This window comes from Pseudomonas sp. P4_C4 (genome assembly GCF_056402055.1).
The window spans coordinates 45786-58218 of record NZ_JBFUID010000011.1; the positions used below are offsets into that span (position 1 = coordinate 45786).

General features: G+C 59.2%; 12 protein-coding genes. 9 read left to right on the forward strand and 3 right to left on the reverse strand.

The window, feature by feature from the left end; all coding sequences use genetic code 11:
- Positions 1 to 29 precede the first annotated feature (29 nt).
- Positions 30 to 470, reverse strand: coding sequence for a universal stress protein (locus tag AC1DXW_RS08440; protein WP_477759918.1), 441 nt, complete (start codon positions 468 to 470; stop codon positions 30 to 32).
- A 104-nt stretch (positions 471 to 574) separates the two neighbouring features.
- Here AC1DXW_RS08440 and AC1DXW_RS08445 point away from each other — a divergent pair, with 104 nt between their 5' ends.
- From AC1DXW_RS08445 to AC1DXW_RS08475, 7 genes are all read left to right on the forward strand, one after another.
- Positions 575 to 1012, forward strand: a complete 438-nt coding sequence (locus AC1DXW_RS08445; RefSeq protein WP_477759919.1) for a hypothetical protein — start codon at positions 575 to 577, stop codon at positions 1010 to 1012.
- A 606-nt stretch (positions 1013 to 1618) separates the two neighbouring features.
- Positions 1619 to 3766, forward strand: coding sequence for a fatty acid oxidation complex subunit alpha FadB (fadB, locus tag AC1DXW_RS08450; protein WP_477759920.1), 2148 nt, complete (start codon positions 1619 to 1621; stop codon positions 3764 to 3766).
- Between the two features lie 29 nt (positions 3767 to 3795).
- Positions 3796 to 4971, forward strand: a complete 1176-nt coding sequence (gene fadA, locus AC1DXW_RS08455) for an acetyl-CoA C-acyltransferase FadA (RefSeq protein ID WP_053160736.1) — start codon at positions 3796 to 3798, stop codon at positions 4969 to 4971.
- Between the two features lie 99 nt (positions 4972 to 5070).
- On the forward strand, positions 5071 to 5307 hold the full coding sequence (locus AC1DXW_RS08460) for a DUF1653 domain-containing protein (RefSeq protein WP_477754640.1): 237 nt from the start codon (positions 5071 to 5073) through the stop codon (positions 5305 to 5307).
- A 114-nt stretch (positions 5308 to 5421) separates the two neighbouring features.
- Positions 5422 to 8049, forward strand: a complete 2628-nt coding sequence (topA, locus tag AC1DXW_RS08465; protein WP_477754641.1) for a type I DNA topoisomerase — start codon at positions 5422 to 5424, stop codon at positions 8047 to 8049.
- Between the two features lie 228 nt (positions 8050 to 8277).
- Positions 8278 to 8802: a DUF6586 family protein gene (locus tag AC1DXW_RS08470; RefSeq protein WP_477755312.1), complete on the forward strand. Its 525-nt coding sequence runs from the start codon at positions 8278 to 8280 to the stop codon at positions 8800 to 8802.
- 94 nt (positions 8803 to 8896) lie between these two features.
- Entirely contained in the window at positions 8897 to 9130 is a 234-nt protein-coding gene (locus AC1DXW_RS08475; protein WP_015095953.1) for a hypothetical protein, read from the forward strand.
- A 93-nt stretch (positions 9131 to 9223) separates the two neighbouring features.
- Here the strand turns inward: AC1DXW_RS08475 and sulA are convergent, their stop codons facing one another.
- Positions 9224 to 9700, reverse strand: a complete 477-nt coding sequence (gene sulA / locus AC1DXW_RS08480) for an SOS-induced cell division inhibitor SulA (protein WP_477755311.1) — start codon at positions 9698 to 9700, stop codon at positions 9224 to 9226.
- Positions 9701 to 9710: 10 nt separating this feature from the next.
- A complete protein-coding gene (gene lexA, locus AC1DXW_RS08485) occupies positions 9711 to 10319 on the reverse strand; it encodes a transcriptional repressor LexA (RefSeq protein ID WP_477755310.1) in 609 nt (202 codons plus the stop codon).
- A gap of 229 nt (positions 10320 to 10548) precedes the next feature.
- Between lexA and AC1DXW_RS08490 the strand changes: the two genes are divergently transcribed.
- Both AC1DXW_RS08490 and nagZ read left to right on the forward strand, forming a co-directional pair.
- The gene (locus AC1DXW_RS08490; RefSeq protein WP_477755309.1) at positions 10549 to 11256 is read left to right on the forward strand and encodes a TetR/AcrR family transcriptional regulator; all 708 of its coding nucleotides are present in this window, start codon (positions 10549 to 10551) and stop codon (positions 11254 to 11256) included.
- A 158-nt stretch (positions 11257 to 11414) separates the two neighbouring features.
- Positions 11415 to 12425 (forward strand): beta-N-acetylhexosaminidase, encoded by a 1011-nt coding sequence (gene nagZ, locus AC1DXW_RS08495; protein WP_477759921.1) that lies wholly within the window; start codon positions 11415 to 11417, stop codon positions 12423 to 12425.
- Positions 12426 to 12433 lie beyond the last annotated feature (8 nt).

The following is a 12433-nucleotide window of genomic DNA, read 5'->3' on the forward strand; positions in this document are numbered from 1 at the left end:
GCGGCAGCTCCTACATGGGTTTTGTGTTGTCAGCTTTTGGTTTGCAGGCGCACAGCAAGCACATCGCAAGGCGCGCCATGCAGCACGTCATTGGCGGTGGAGCCCAGCAGCAGTGCCAGGCCGTGCCGGCCATGGCTGCCCACCACGATCAGGTCGCAGGTTTGCTCCTTGGCCATCTGGTGAATTTCCTGGCGTGGCTGGCCGTAGGTCAGGTGGCAGTTGGCGCCTTCGAGTTCGGCGTATTTGTGCTTGAGGCGCTCCAGTCGCTCCTTGGCCTGATCGAACTGCTGCTGTTGCAGTTGTGACAGGTCCATCGGCACGTCGCCGCCGAAGGCCATGGCCATCGGCTCGACAATGTGCACCAGTGACAACTTCGCGCCGTTGCTCACCGACAGTTCGCGAGYGCGGTGGATCACAGGGTCGCACTCTTCGGTCAGATCTACAGCGACCAGAATATGGTTGTAGGGCATGAGGTGCTCCTCCTGAGGGATGCAATATTGGTAAGTATGGCTGGTTTCAAGCGCATTGGTTCCAAAGTGACACAATGGGCTCATTCAAATTCGGGAGTACAGATATGACGGTCTGGATAGTGGTGTCAATCCTGCTGGTGGTACTTAGCCCGCTGGCATGGTTGCGCCCCTCGCGCGCCCAGAGTGGGCGTATCGCCCTGCGGATGGAGGCCCGGCGCATCGGCCTGGCCATGCAACTGGCGCCCCAGCAATGGCCGCACTGGCTGAGCCAGGAGCCGCCGAGCCCCTGCGCCCAGTACCATCGCCCGCGACGTGGCAGTCAGCCGGCGTGCTGGAGTTACTGGCAAAAATCACCGGGTGTCTGGGTGAATCAGTGGCAGGAAATCTGTGAAGATCGGGCGCTGCTCGATCATTTCGAAAAATTGCCAGGCAATGTCTTCAAGGTCGAGGCCGACAAGCAAATAATCGCCTTGTATTGGGGCGAGAAGGGCGAGGCCGAGGTGTTGCAACAGATCGACGCCATCCTCAAAGCCCTCGCTTAAGCCGACTCCCCCTGTAGGAGCTGGCTTGCCAGCGAAGACTATTTCACATTCAACAAAAATGTTGAGCGAACTACCGTCTTCGCTGGCAAGCCAGCTCCTACGAAAAGCTTTTTGCAGGCAATAAAAAGCCCGACATCAATCATCGGGCGGGGTTGGCCAGGCAGGCCGGTAAAACGGTGTGGGCTGATCTTACGCTGGGCATTCGCCAAAGCGTTCAACTTTTTCCCCTAGTTTCGCCAGCGTAGCGTGTTAAACACGGGCTGCAGCGAATTAGGGCGAATTTTCTAACAATTGATTCTATGAATGACCTTGCATGCTCAAACGTGTTTAAGGTCTTCGCAGTACGGAAATGACCGGAAAGTCGCGTTTCAACCCGTTTTTCAGGCGATTGACAATTGTCGGAAATTCCGTGAAGGTGACGTACCCAAATCAAACGGGCGTATGAATTGAGCGTTTGTATTTCAGACCGCTCCTACAGAATCCCGACTATCGCGTTGGCGGGTGTGCCGGGGGAATGGGCGTAGCATTGACGATCAACGTCCCTGCCAAGCCATTCGCCTGCGTCCGACGTGTACTGTTCAGCTTCCATATCGTGGAGATCAGTTGATGATTTACGAAGGTAAAGCCATCACGGTTAAGGCTCTTGAAAGTGGCATCGTCGAACTGAAGTTCGATCTCAAGGGTGAGTCCGTCAACAAGTTCAACCGTCTAACCCTGAACGAACTGCGTCAGGCCGTAGACACCATCAAGGCAGATGCTTCGATCAAGGGCGTGATCGTCAGCAGTGGCAAGGACGTGTTCATCGTCGGCGCCGACATCACCGAATTTGTCGACAACTTCAAGCTGCCGGATGCAGAACTTGTTGCTGGCAACCTCGAAGCCAACAGGATTTTCAGCGATTTCGAAGACCTCAACGTCCCGACCGTCGCCGCAATCAACGGCATCGCGCTGGGTGGYGGTCTGGAAATGTGCCTGGCGGCGGACTACCGCGTCATGTCCACCAATGCCAAGATCGGCCTGCCGGAAGTCAAGCTGGGTATCTACCCGGGCTTCGGCGGTACCGTGCGCCTGCCGCGCCTGATCGGTGCCGACAACGCCATCGAGTGGATTGCCGCCGGCAAGGAAAACCGTCCTGAAGACGCGCTGAAAGTCGGCGCTGTCGACGCAGTGGTTGCTCCTGAGCAGCTGCAGGATGCCGCGCTGGAACTGATCAAGCGTGCCATCTCCGGCGAGTTCGACTACAAGGCCAAGCGCCAGCCGAAGCTGGAAAAGCTCAAGCTGAACGCCATCGAACAAATGATGGCTTTCGAAACCGCCAAAGGTTTCGTGGCCGGCCAGGCTGGCCCGAACTACCCGGCGCCGGTTGAAGCGATCAAGACTATCCAGAAAGCCGCGAACTTCGGTCGCGACAAGGCGCTGGAAATCGAAGCGGCCGGTTTCGTCAAACTGGCCAAGACCTCTGCCGCGCAGAGCTTGATCGGCTTGTTCCTGAACGATCAGGAACTGAAGAAAAAGGCCAAGGCCTACGACGAAATCGCCAAGGAAGTGAAGCAGGCCGCTGTACTCGGCGCCGGCATCATGGGTGGCGGTATCGCCTATCAGTCGGCTTCCAAAGGCACGCCGATCCTGATGAAGGACATCAACGAGCACGGTATCGAGCAGGGTCTGGCCGAAGCCGCCAAGCTGCTGGTTGGCCGCGTTGATAAAGGCCGTATGACCGCCGCGAAAATGGCCGAAGTGCTCAACGGCATCCGTCCAACCCTGTCTTACGGCGACTTCGGTCACGTGGACCTGGTGGTCGAAGCGGTCGTCGAGAACCCGAAGGTCAAACAAGCGGTACTGGCTGAAGTTGAAGACCAGGTCAAGGAGGACACCATCCTGGCGTCCAACACCTCGACCATTTCCATCACCTTGCTGGCCAAAGCCCTCAAGCGTCCGGAAAACTTCGTCGGCATGCACTTCTTCAACCCGGTGCACATGATGCCGCTGGTGGAAGTGATCCGTGGCGAGAAGTCCAGCGAACTGGCCGTAGCGACTACCGTTGCCTACGCCAAGAAAATGGGCAAGAACCCGATCGTCGTCAACGATTGCCCGGGCTTCCTGGTCAACCGCGTCCTGTTCCCGTACTTCGGCGGTTTCGCCAAACTGGTCAGCGCCGGTGTGGACTTCGTCCGTATCGACAAGATCATGGAAAAGTTCGGCTGGCCGATGGGCCCGGCCTACCTGATGGACGTGGTCGGCATCGACACCGGTCACCACGGTCGTGACGTGATGGCTGAAGGCTTCCCGGACCGCATGAAGGACGACCGTCGCTCGGCCGTCGACGTGCTCTACGAAGCCAAGCGCCTGGGCCAGAAGAACGGCAAGGGCTTCTACGCCTACGAGACCGACAAGAAAGGCAAGCAGAAGAAAGTGGCCGACCCGTCGGTACTGGAAGTGCTCAAGCCGATCGTTTACGAGCAACGCGAAGTCACCGACGAAGACATCATCAACTGGATGATGATCCCGCTGTGCCTGGAAACCGTGCGTTGCCTGGAAGATGGCATCGTCGAAACCGCCGCCGAAGCCGACATGGGTCTGGTCTACGGTATTGGTTTCCCTCCATTCCGTGGCGGTGCGCTGCGCTACATCGACTCGCTCGGTGTGGCAGAGTTCGTTGCCCTGGCTGACCAGTACGCTGATTTGGGCGCGCTGTACCACCCGACCGCGAAGCTGCGCGAAATGGCCAAGAACGGCCAGAGCTTCTTCGGTTAAGCGCCCCCAACTAGAGTGAGAGTGAACTTATGAGCTTGAATCCTAGAGACGTCGTGATTGTCGACTTCGGTCGTACTCCGATGGGCCGCTCCAAGGGCGGCATGCACCGCAACACCCGCGCCGAAGACATGTCGGCGCACCTGATCAGCAAACTGCTGGAACGCAACGTCAAGGTTGACCCGAGCGAAGTCGAAGACGTGATCTGGGGCTGTGTGAACCAGACCCTGGAGCAGGGCTGGAACATTGCGCGCATGGCGTCGCTGATGACCCAGATCCCGCACACCTCGGCCGGCCAGACCGTCAGCCGCCTGTGTGGCTCGTCCATGAGCGCTCTGCACACAGCTGCGCAAGCGATCATGACCGGTAATGGTGACGTCTTCGTGGTTGGTGGCGTCGAGCATATGGGCCATGTGAGCATGATGCACGGTGTCGATCCGAACCCGCACATGTCGCTGTACGCGGCGAAAGCCTCGGGCATGATGGGCCTGACCGCGGAAATGCTGGGCAAAATGCACGGCATCACCCGCGAGCAACAGGACGCTTTCGGCGTGCGCTCCCACCAACTCGCCCACAAGGCGACCGTGGAAGGCAAGTTCAAAGACGAAATCATCCCGATGCAGGGCTACGACGAGAACGGTTTCCTGAAAACCTTCGACTACGACGAAACCATTCGTCCGGAAACCACCCTGGAAAGCCTGGCGGCCCTGAAGCCGGCGTTCAATCCGAAGGGCGGCACCGTGACAGCCGGTACCTCGTCGCAGATCACCGATGGTGCCTCGTGCATGATCGTGATGTCGGCGCAGCGTGCACAGGACCTGGGTATCCAGCCTCTGGCGGTGATTCGTTCGATGGCAGTGGCAGGTGTGGATCCGGCAATCATGGGCTATGGTCCAGTACCGGCCACACAAAAAGCATTGAAGCGCGCAGGTCTGGGCATCTCCGACATCGACTTCTTCGAGCTCAACGAAGCTTTCGCCGCACAGGCCCTGCCAGTGCTGAAAGATCTGAAAGTGCTCGACAAGATGAACGAGAAGGTTAACCTGCACGGCGGCGCGATCGCCCTGGGCCACCCGTTCGGTTGCTCCGGTGCGCGTATCTCCGGCACTTTGCTCAATGTGATGAAGCAGAATGGCGGCACCTTCGGGGTGGCCACCATGTGCATTGGTCTCGGCCAAGGCATCTCCACCGTCTTCGAACGCGTTTAAGCGTCTCGTTGATGGAAGCCGGGGCCAAGTGCCCCGGTTTTTGTTTTTCCGGATTTATTTTTGTTTTTATTTTGAAAACATTTGAGTGAGGGCCAAAGCATGCCGATACAACCTGGGCTCTACCAACATTACAAAGGTCCGCAGTACCGCGTATTCAGTGTTGCGCGGCATTCGGAAAGCGAAGAAGAAGTGGTCTTCTATCAAGCCCTGTATGGCGATTACGGCTTTTGGGTGCGTCCCTTGAGCATGTTCCTGGAGTCCGTCGAGGTTGACGGCGAACAGGTGCCACGCTTTGCTTTGGTGCAGGCCGAACCGAGCATTTTTCCGCAGCCATAAGGGGAGTGCGCGCAGAACCCTGCGCTTGACCTCACCTTGTAGCCACTATATATAGCGGTGCCGCGTCAGGCGCCAATCGCCTTTCACTTCTCGAATTCAGGAATTTTCTGATCCATGGGCAAATCGCTGGTCATTGTGGAATCCCCGGCTAAGGCCAAGACCATCAACAAGTATTTGGGCAACGAATACGTGGTGAAGTCGAGTATCGGCCATATCCGAGACCTGCCCACCAGCGGTTCGGCTAGCGCCAGCAAAGAGCCAGCCGCCAAGCGCGGCAAGGCTGCTGCGGGTGAAGTGCCGGCACTGTCGCCGAAGGAAAAAGCGCGCAAGCAGCTGGTCGCGCGCATGGGTGTCGATCCGGATCATGGCTGGAAAGCCAAGTACGAGATCCTCCCGGGCAAGGAAAAAGTCATCGAAGAGCTGCGCCGGCTCGCCAAAGATGCTGACACCATCTATCTCGCAACCGACTTGGACCGCGAGGGGGAAGCCATTGCCTGGCACCTGCGCGAAGCCATCGGTGGTGACGACAGCCGCTACAAGCGCGTGGTGTTCAACGAAATCACCAAGAAGGCGATTCAGGAAGCCTTCTCAAAGCCGGGCGAGCTGGATATCGACCGCGTCAACGCCCAGCAGGCGCGTCGTTTCCTCGACCGCGTCGTGGGTTACATGGTTTCACCGCTGCTGTGGGCCAAGATCGCCCGTGGCCTTTCCGCCGGTCGCGTGCAGTCGGTTGCGGTAAAACTGGTGGTTGAGCGCGAGCGCGAAATCCGTGCGTTCAACCCGGAAGAATACTGGGAAGTCCACGCTGACCTCGGCACCGCCAAGGGCGCGACTGTGCGCTTCGACGTGGCTCGCGAGAAAGGCGAAGCCTTCAAGCCGCTCAATGAAACCCAGGCCATGGCCGCGCTGGAGAAGCTCAAAGCTTCCAGCTACAGCATCGTCAAGCGTGAAGACAAGCCGACCAGCAGCAAACCGTCGGCACCGTTCATCACTTCCACCCTGCAACAGGCCGCAAGCAACCGCCTGGGCTTTGGTGTGAAGAAAACCATGATGATGGCCCAGCGTTTGTACGAAGCCGGCTACATCACCTACATGCGTACCGACTCCACCAACCTTTCGGTCGATGCGGTGGCGATGGCGCGTACCTATATCGAAGGCGAGTTCGGCAAGAAGTACCTGCCGGAGACCCCGAACGTCTACAGCAGCAAGGAAGGCGCACAAGAGGCTCACGAAGCGATTCGTCCCTCCGACGCCAATACCGAGCCAAGCAAGCTATCGGGCATGGAGCGTGACGCTGAGCGCCTCTACGAACTGATCTGGCGCCAGTTCCTCGCTTGCCAGATGCTGCCGGCGCAATACCTGTCGACTACCGTCACCGTGGGTGCCGGCGACTTCGAGCTGCGCGCCAAGGGCCGCATCCTCAAGTTCGACGGTTACACCCGTGTCATGCCGCAAATCGCCAAGCCGGGCGACGACGATGTATTGCCGGACATGGCCCAGGGCGACGCGATGAAGCTGATCAAGCTTGATCCGACCCAGCACTTCACCAAGCCACCGGCACGTTACTCGGAAGCCAGCCTGGTAAAAGAAATGGAAAAACGCGGCATCGGTCGTCCTTCGACCTACGCGGCGATCATTTCGACCATCCAGGACCGTGGTTACGTGGCGCTGCACAACCGTCGTTTCTACTCGGAAAAGATGGGCGATATCGTCACCGAGCGTCTGGCCGAGAGCTTCTCCAACCTGATGGACTACGGCTTCACTGCTGGCATGGAAGAGCATCTCGATGACGTGGCGCAGGGCGAACGCGACTGGAAAAACGTGCTCGACGAGTTCTACGGCGACTTCAAGAAGAAACTCGAAGTAGCCGAAAGCCCGGAAAGCGGCATGCGTGCCAATCAACCGGTGATGACCGACATCCCGTGCACCACCTGCGGTCGTCCGATGCAGATTCGTACTGCGTCGACCGGCGTGTTCCTCGGTTGCTCGGGCTACAGCCTGCCGCCGAAAGAGCGCTGCAAGGCCACCGTCAACCTGGTGCCGGGCGATGAAATCGCCGCGGACGACGAGGGTGAGTCGGAGTCGCTGGTGTTGCGTGGCAAGCATCGCTGCCCGATCTGCAGCACGGCGATGGATGCCTACCTGCTCGATGAGAAGCGCAAGTTGCACATCTGCGGTAACAACCCGGATTGCGATGGCTACGAAATCGAAGAGGGCACCTATCGCATCAAGGGCTATGAAGGCCCGAGCCTGGAATGCGACAAGTGCGGTAGCGAAATGCAGCTCAAGACCGGCCGTTTCGGCAAGTTCTTCGGTTGCACCAACGCGACCTGCAAGAACACGCGCAAACTGCTGAAGAGCGGCGATGCGGCACCGCCGAAGATGGACCCGGTGAAGATGCCTGAGCTGAAGTGCGAAAAGGTCAACGACACCTACATTCTGCGCGACGGTGCATCCGGTCTGTTCCTGGCGGCCAGCCAGTTCCCGAAAAACCGCGAGACCCGTGCTCCGCTGGTGATGGAAATCATCCCGCACAAGGATGAGATCGATCCGAAGTATCACTTCCTCTGTGAGGCGCCGAAGAAAGATCCGGATGGTCTCCCGACTGTGATTCGTTACAGCCGCAAGACCAAGGAACAGTACGTGCAGACCGAGGTTGACGGTAAGCCCACTGGCTGGAAAGCGTTCTACGACGGCGGCAAGTGGAAAGTCGAAGACAAGCGTCCGGCTGCCAAGGCTTAAAGCCGCCGACCCTGTAGGAGCTGGCTTGCCAGCGAAGGGTCCCTTGAGTCATGCGCCGAACTTGCGGACGCCTTCGCTGGCAAGCCAGCTCCTACAGTGCGCAAGGCCGCATGAGAACCTTCGGGTTTTCATGCGGCCTTTCTTGTTTTGGGCTTGCGGTTGGATCGGCTGATCCACGACACTGTCCAACCTGCGTGAAGCAATTATTTCGTTGTGGAGGCTGCCGTCATGGCCCACGAACTTTATACCCGCACCAATCAGAAGATTTATTTCGCCGGCCTGTCGCTGGAAGCACTGGCCCGCACTGAAGAGGGGCGGGCGATGAATTCGCTGGCGCTGATCCAGGCGGGACGCGAATCCGCTCTGTTTCACCTGTACGGCGCGCTGTTGGGGCTGTGTCACGAAATCGCCGGTTACTATCGCTTGCCTCAGGCCAATGCGCCCCGTGCAGAGTTATTGCTGACTCGCGAGGTGCTGGATGCCATCGCCATTCCGGAAATGGCTGAGCTGGTCGAGCTGGCCAATAACCCGGAGACCTGGCTGGCCAAACTCCTGGCCGCCCATGCTGCGCTGTTTCAACCGCCGCGCGCGCCGCACAAGCCGAAAGGGGACGTGACCCAGCCACTGATCCTGGCTGTCAACCTGGATGAAGAGGATGCGCCGGAAGAGCTGAGTCGGGAGGAGCTGGAGAGTTGGCGTCAGAACCTGAAAGCATTGGCGATCCGGTTTCGTGAAGGGTTGAACGAGTGCTGACGCACACATTTGGGTAATGACATCTGGTCAAGATCTCAAGCGAACCCCGAACGATGCCTATATAATCCCCGCCTTTCGTGGAGAACAGTCCTTTATGCCAACGTCCTTTCTAGAAATTGTCGAGTTACCAGACGGCCGTATCGAGCTGCGCAGGGCCGAGGACGAGGGTTCTCTGGTTACTTTGGATTTCTCCGAGGACGCCAAAGCGTTCCTGCAAGGACAGCACGTGGAAGTCGCCAAGGCGATGTTGAGCGTCGGTGTTCAGATGGCGGGTCGCCTGGTTGAAGGCGAATTCGACAAGGACGAGGGGTCACGGGTTCTTCATTGATCCCCGTCTGTCGTTTTTCTTGATGTCGCTATTCATCGGCTTCTCAGTCCCTGGAGAAGCCTCGCGCGGTGAAGCTCGCGCCCTGTCTGTCAGTTAGCCCAAACGAATATTCAGGCTCTGAGCGTCCCCGGTGCGGGCGGCGCTGATCAGTTGTTGCCGCGATTGCGGGCTCAACGGGTTGATCCAGCTGACTACCGTGTGGCTGCGACCCAGGCGCAGCGCTTCGCAGGTCAGTTGCTGGGCGCTCTGGGTGCCCCGCGGTTGCAGCAACAGAATGCGCTCGCGGTTGAGGCCGGCATCTCGCAGCCAGGCTTGAGTCAGGCTGGCGGGTGGCGCGATCAGTGTCAGCCAGCGTGCATCCTGGTCCTGGCTCAATTCCCTGAGGATCGGTGCCAGCAGGCTCAGGCAGTTCCCGGTTGCACCACGCAGTGACAGCTCGCTGAAAACGTCAGGTTCGGCGCTCCAGGGGGACTCGACTACGTCTTTCAGAATCGGCGCCAATGGCTGCGCCATGAACGCTTCGAACAACGGCAGTTGGGTTTGCTGTGGTGATGGCTGTGGGAACTGCATGGTGCCTCCTTTAGCGGCGAATGACGCCGACACTCAAGCCTTCGATCACCAGTTCCTGGTCTTGAAGGTTCACTTCAATCGGGGCGAACTCGGGGTTCTCGGCGATCAGCCAGACTTTGCTGCCTTCACGCTTGAAGCGCTTGACGGTCACTTCGTCGCCGATTCGCGCCACCACGATCTGGCCGTTACGGGCTTCGCGGGTGGTGTGGACCGCCAGCAGGTCACCGTCGAAAATGCCGATATCCTTCATGCTCATCCCATGGACGCGCAGCAGGTAGTCGGCGCGCGGATGGAAGAAGGCGGGATTGATGTTGCAGGACTCTTCGATGTGTTGCTGCGCAAGAATCGGGGCGCCGGCTGCGACCCGGCCAATGATCGGCAGGGTGGAATCGTCGGCCTTGGCTTCGAAGCCGGGGATGCGAATGCCACGGGAGGCGCCAGGCGTCATCTCGATTGCACCCTTGCGGGCCAGTGCCTTGAGGTGTTCTTCCGCCGCGTTGGGTGATTTGAAACCCAGTTCCTGAGCGATTTCCGCGCGGGTAGGTGGATAACCGTTGTCTTCCAGGCAGCGTTTGATGAAGGCCAGAATCTCGGCTTGGCGTGGCGTCAGCTTTAGCATATTGATCGCTCTGTTTTTTTATACAGTGACTGGGATTATATACAGTGAGCCGGTCTTGGCAATGCTCCTTTTTTTAATGGCCGCCGGACGGTCAATCAGGCAGTGGATTGAAGCTTCGCTGTTGTGTGGTTAAATGTCTGACCGACCATTCCCGAAACGAACTGCCAGGCTTGACAAGGCGCAGGCTGAAACGTATGTTTCAAACAAGTGTTTGTCAGGCGGAGTAGCCATGGCCCAGTCGGAAACCGTTGAACGCATTCTCGATGCTGCCGAGCAGTTGTTCGCGGAAAAAGGTTTCGCCGAAACCTCGTTGCGCCTGATCACCAGCAAGGCCGGTGTCAACCTGGCGGCGGTGAACTATCACTTCGGTTCGAAGAAGGCGTTGATCCAGGCGGTTTTCTCGCGGTTCCTCGGGCCGTTCTGCATCAGTCTCGATAAAGAGCTGGAGCGGCGCCTGGCCAAACCTGAAATCAGGCCGACACTCGAAGAGTTGCTGGAAATCCTCGTCGAGCAGGCTCTGGTGGTGCAGCCGCGCAGTGGCAACGACCTGTCTATCTTCATGCGTTTGCTGGGACTGGCGTTCAGTCAGAGCCAGGGGCACTTGCGTCGTTATCTGGAAGACATGTACGGCAAGGTGTTCCGCCGCTACATGATACTGGTCAACGACGCGGCACCGCGTATTCCGCCCATCGAGCTGTTCTGGCGCGTGCACTTCATGCTCGGTGCTGCGGCGTTCAGCATGTCCGGTATCAAGGCCTTGCGGGCGATTGCTGAAACCGACTTCGGCGTGAATACCTCGATCGAGCAGGTCATGCGTCTGATGGTGCCATTCCTGGCCGCCGGCATGCGTGCCGAATCCGGTGTGACGGACGCGGCCATGGCCACTGCCCAGTTGCGTCCACGCAGCAAATCGACACCGGTTGCCGCCAAGGTTTAACCGCACACGGGTGGGCGCGGCAGCCGACATCCGCTAAGCTAGCCGCCCATGCCGACTCTCGTTCTGAACCCGTTTTCCATTGATATCGCCGACCTGCCGGGCACAGCGCCCGGCGGCGAATTCGTGTGGGCCGGGTTTTCTGTTATCAAGGAATTTTTATGACTGCTGGCTTGCAAGGCTCGTTGATGGTGGACGTCGCCGGTACCTGGCTGACGGCTGAAGATCGCCAATTGTTGCGCCAGCCCGAAGTGGGCGGCCTGATCATCTTTGCCCGTAACATCGAGCACCCACGCCAGGTGCGTGAATTGAGTGCGGCGATCAGAGCCGTCCGTCCCGACTTGTTGCTGGCTGTGGACCAGGAGGGCGGTCGTGTGCAGCGCCTGCGCCAGGGTTTCGTGCGCTTGCCCGCCATGCGCGCCATCGCCGACAACCCGAACGCCGAGTACCTGGCCGAGCAGTGCGGCTGGATCATGGCGACCGAAGTGCTGGCCGTCGGCCTGGACCTGAGCTTCGCCCCGGTGCTCGACCTCGATTACCAGCGCAGTGCGGTGGTGGGTACCCGTTCGTTCGAGGGTAACCCGGAGCGCGCCGCTCAATTGGCCGGTGCATTCATCCGCGGGATGAACAGCGCAGGCATGGCGGCCACCGGCAAGCATTTCCCCGGTCACGGCTGGGCGGAAGCGGATTCCCACGTCGCGATCCCGAATGATGAGCGCAGCCTCGACGAGATCCGTGCCAACGACCTGGTGCCGTTTGCCAAATTGAGCAAGCAGCTGGCCGCGGTCATGCCGGCCCACGTTATTTATCCACAAGTCGATACCCAGCCCGCTGGTTTCTCCCGCCGCTGGTTGCAGGACATCCTGCGTGGCGAGTTGCAGTTCGACGGGGTGATCTTCAGTGACGACCTGTCCATGGCGGGCGCCCACGTGGTCGGCGATGCCGCCAGCCGTATCGAAGCGGCGCTGACTGCCGGTTGCGACATGGGCCTGGTGTGCAACGACCGTGCGGCTGCCGAGCTCGCCCTGAGCGCTGCCCAGCGTCTGAAGGTCAAGCCTTCCGAGCGCATTGCGCGGATGCGCGGCCAGTCGTTCGCCAGCACCGAATACCGTCAGGACCCGCGCTGGCTGGCCGCTGTCGGCGCGCTCAAAGAAGCTCAATTGATTGATTAAGGACTGTT

Excerpts from the sequence above, each read along its gene's own strand:
- AC1DXW_RS08475 (WP_015095953.1), top strand. The coding sequence starts at position 8,897 with ATGCCAACGTCCTTTCTAGAAATTGTCGAGTTACCAGACGGCCGTATC.
- fadA (WP_053160736.1), top strand. The coding sequence starts at position 3,796 with ATGAGCTTGAATCCTAGAGACGTCGTGATTGTCGACTTCGGTCGTACT.
- sulA (WP_477755311.1), bottom strand. The coding sequence starts at position 9,700 with ATGCAGTTCCCACAGCCATCACCACAGCAAACCCAACTGCCGTTGTTC.
- AC1DXW_RS08445 (WP_477759919.1), top strand. The coding sequence starts at position 575 with ATGACGGTCTGGATAGTGGTGTCAATCCTGCTGGTGGTACTTAGCCCG.
- AC1DXW_RS08460 (WP_477754640.1), top strand. The coding sequence starts at position 5,071 with ATGCCGATACAACCTGGGCTCTACCAACATTACAAAGGTCCGCAGTAC.
- AC1DXW_RS08490 (WP_477755309.1), top strand. The coding sequence starts at position 10,549 with ATGGCCCAGTCGGAAACCGTTGAACGCATTCTCGATGCTGCCGAGCAG.
- nagZ (WP_477759921.1), top strand. The coding sequence starts at position 11,415 with ATGACTGCTGGCTTGCAAGGCTCGTTGATGGTGGACGTCGCCGGTACC.
- topA (WP_477754641.1), top strand. The coding sequence starts at position 5,422 with ATGGGCAAATCGCTGGTCATTGTGGAATCCCCGGCTAAGGCCAAGACC.
- lexA (WP_477755310.1), bottom strand. The coding sequence starts at position 10,319 with ATGCTAAAGCTGACGCCACGCCAAGCCGAGATTCTGGCCTTCATCAAA.
- AC1DXW_RS08470 (WP_477755312.1), top strand. The coding sequence starts at position 8,278 with ATGGCCCACGAACTTTATACCCGCACCAATCAGAAGATTTATTTCGCC.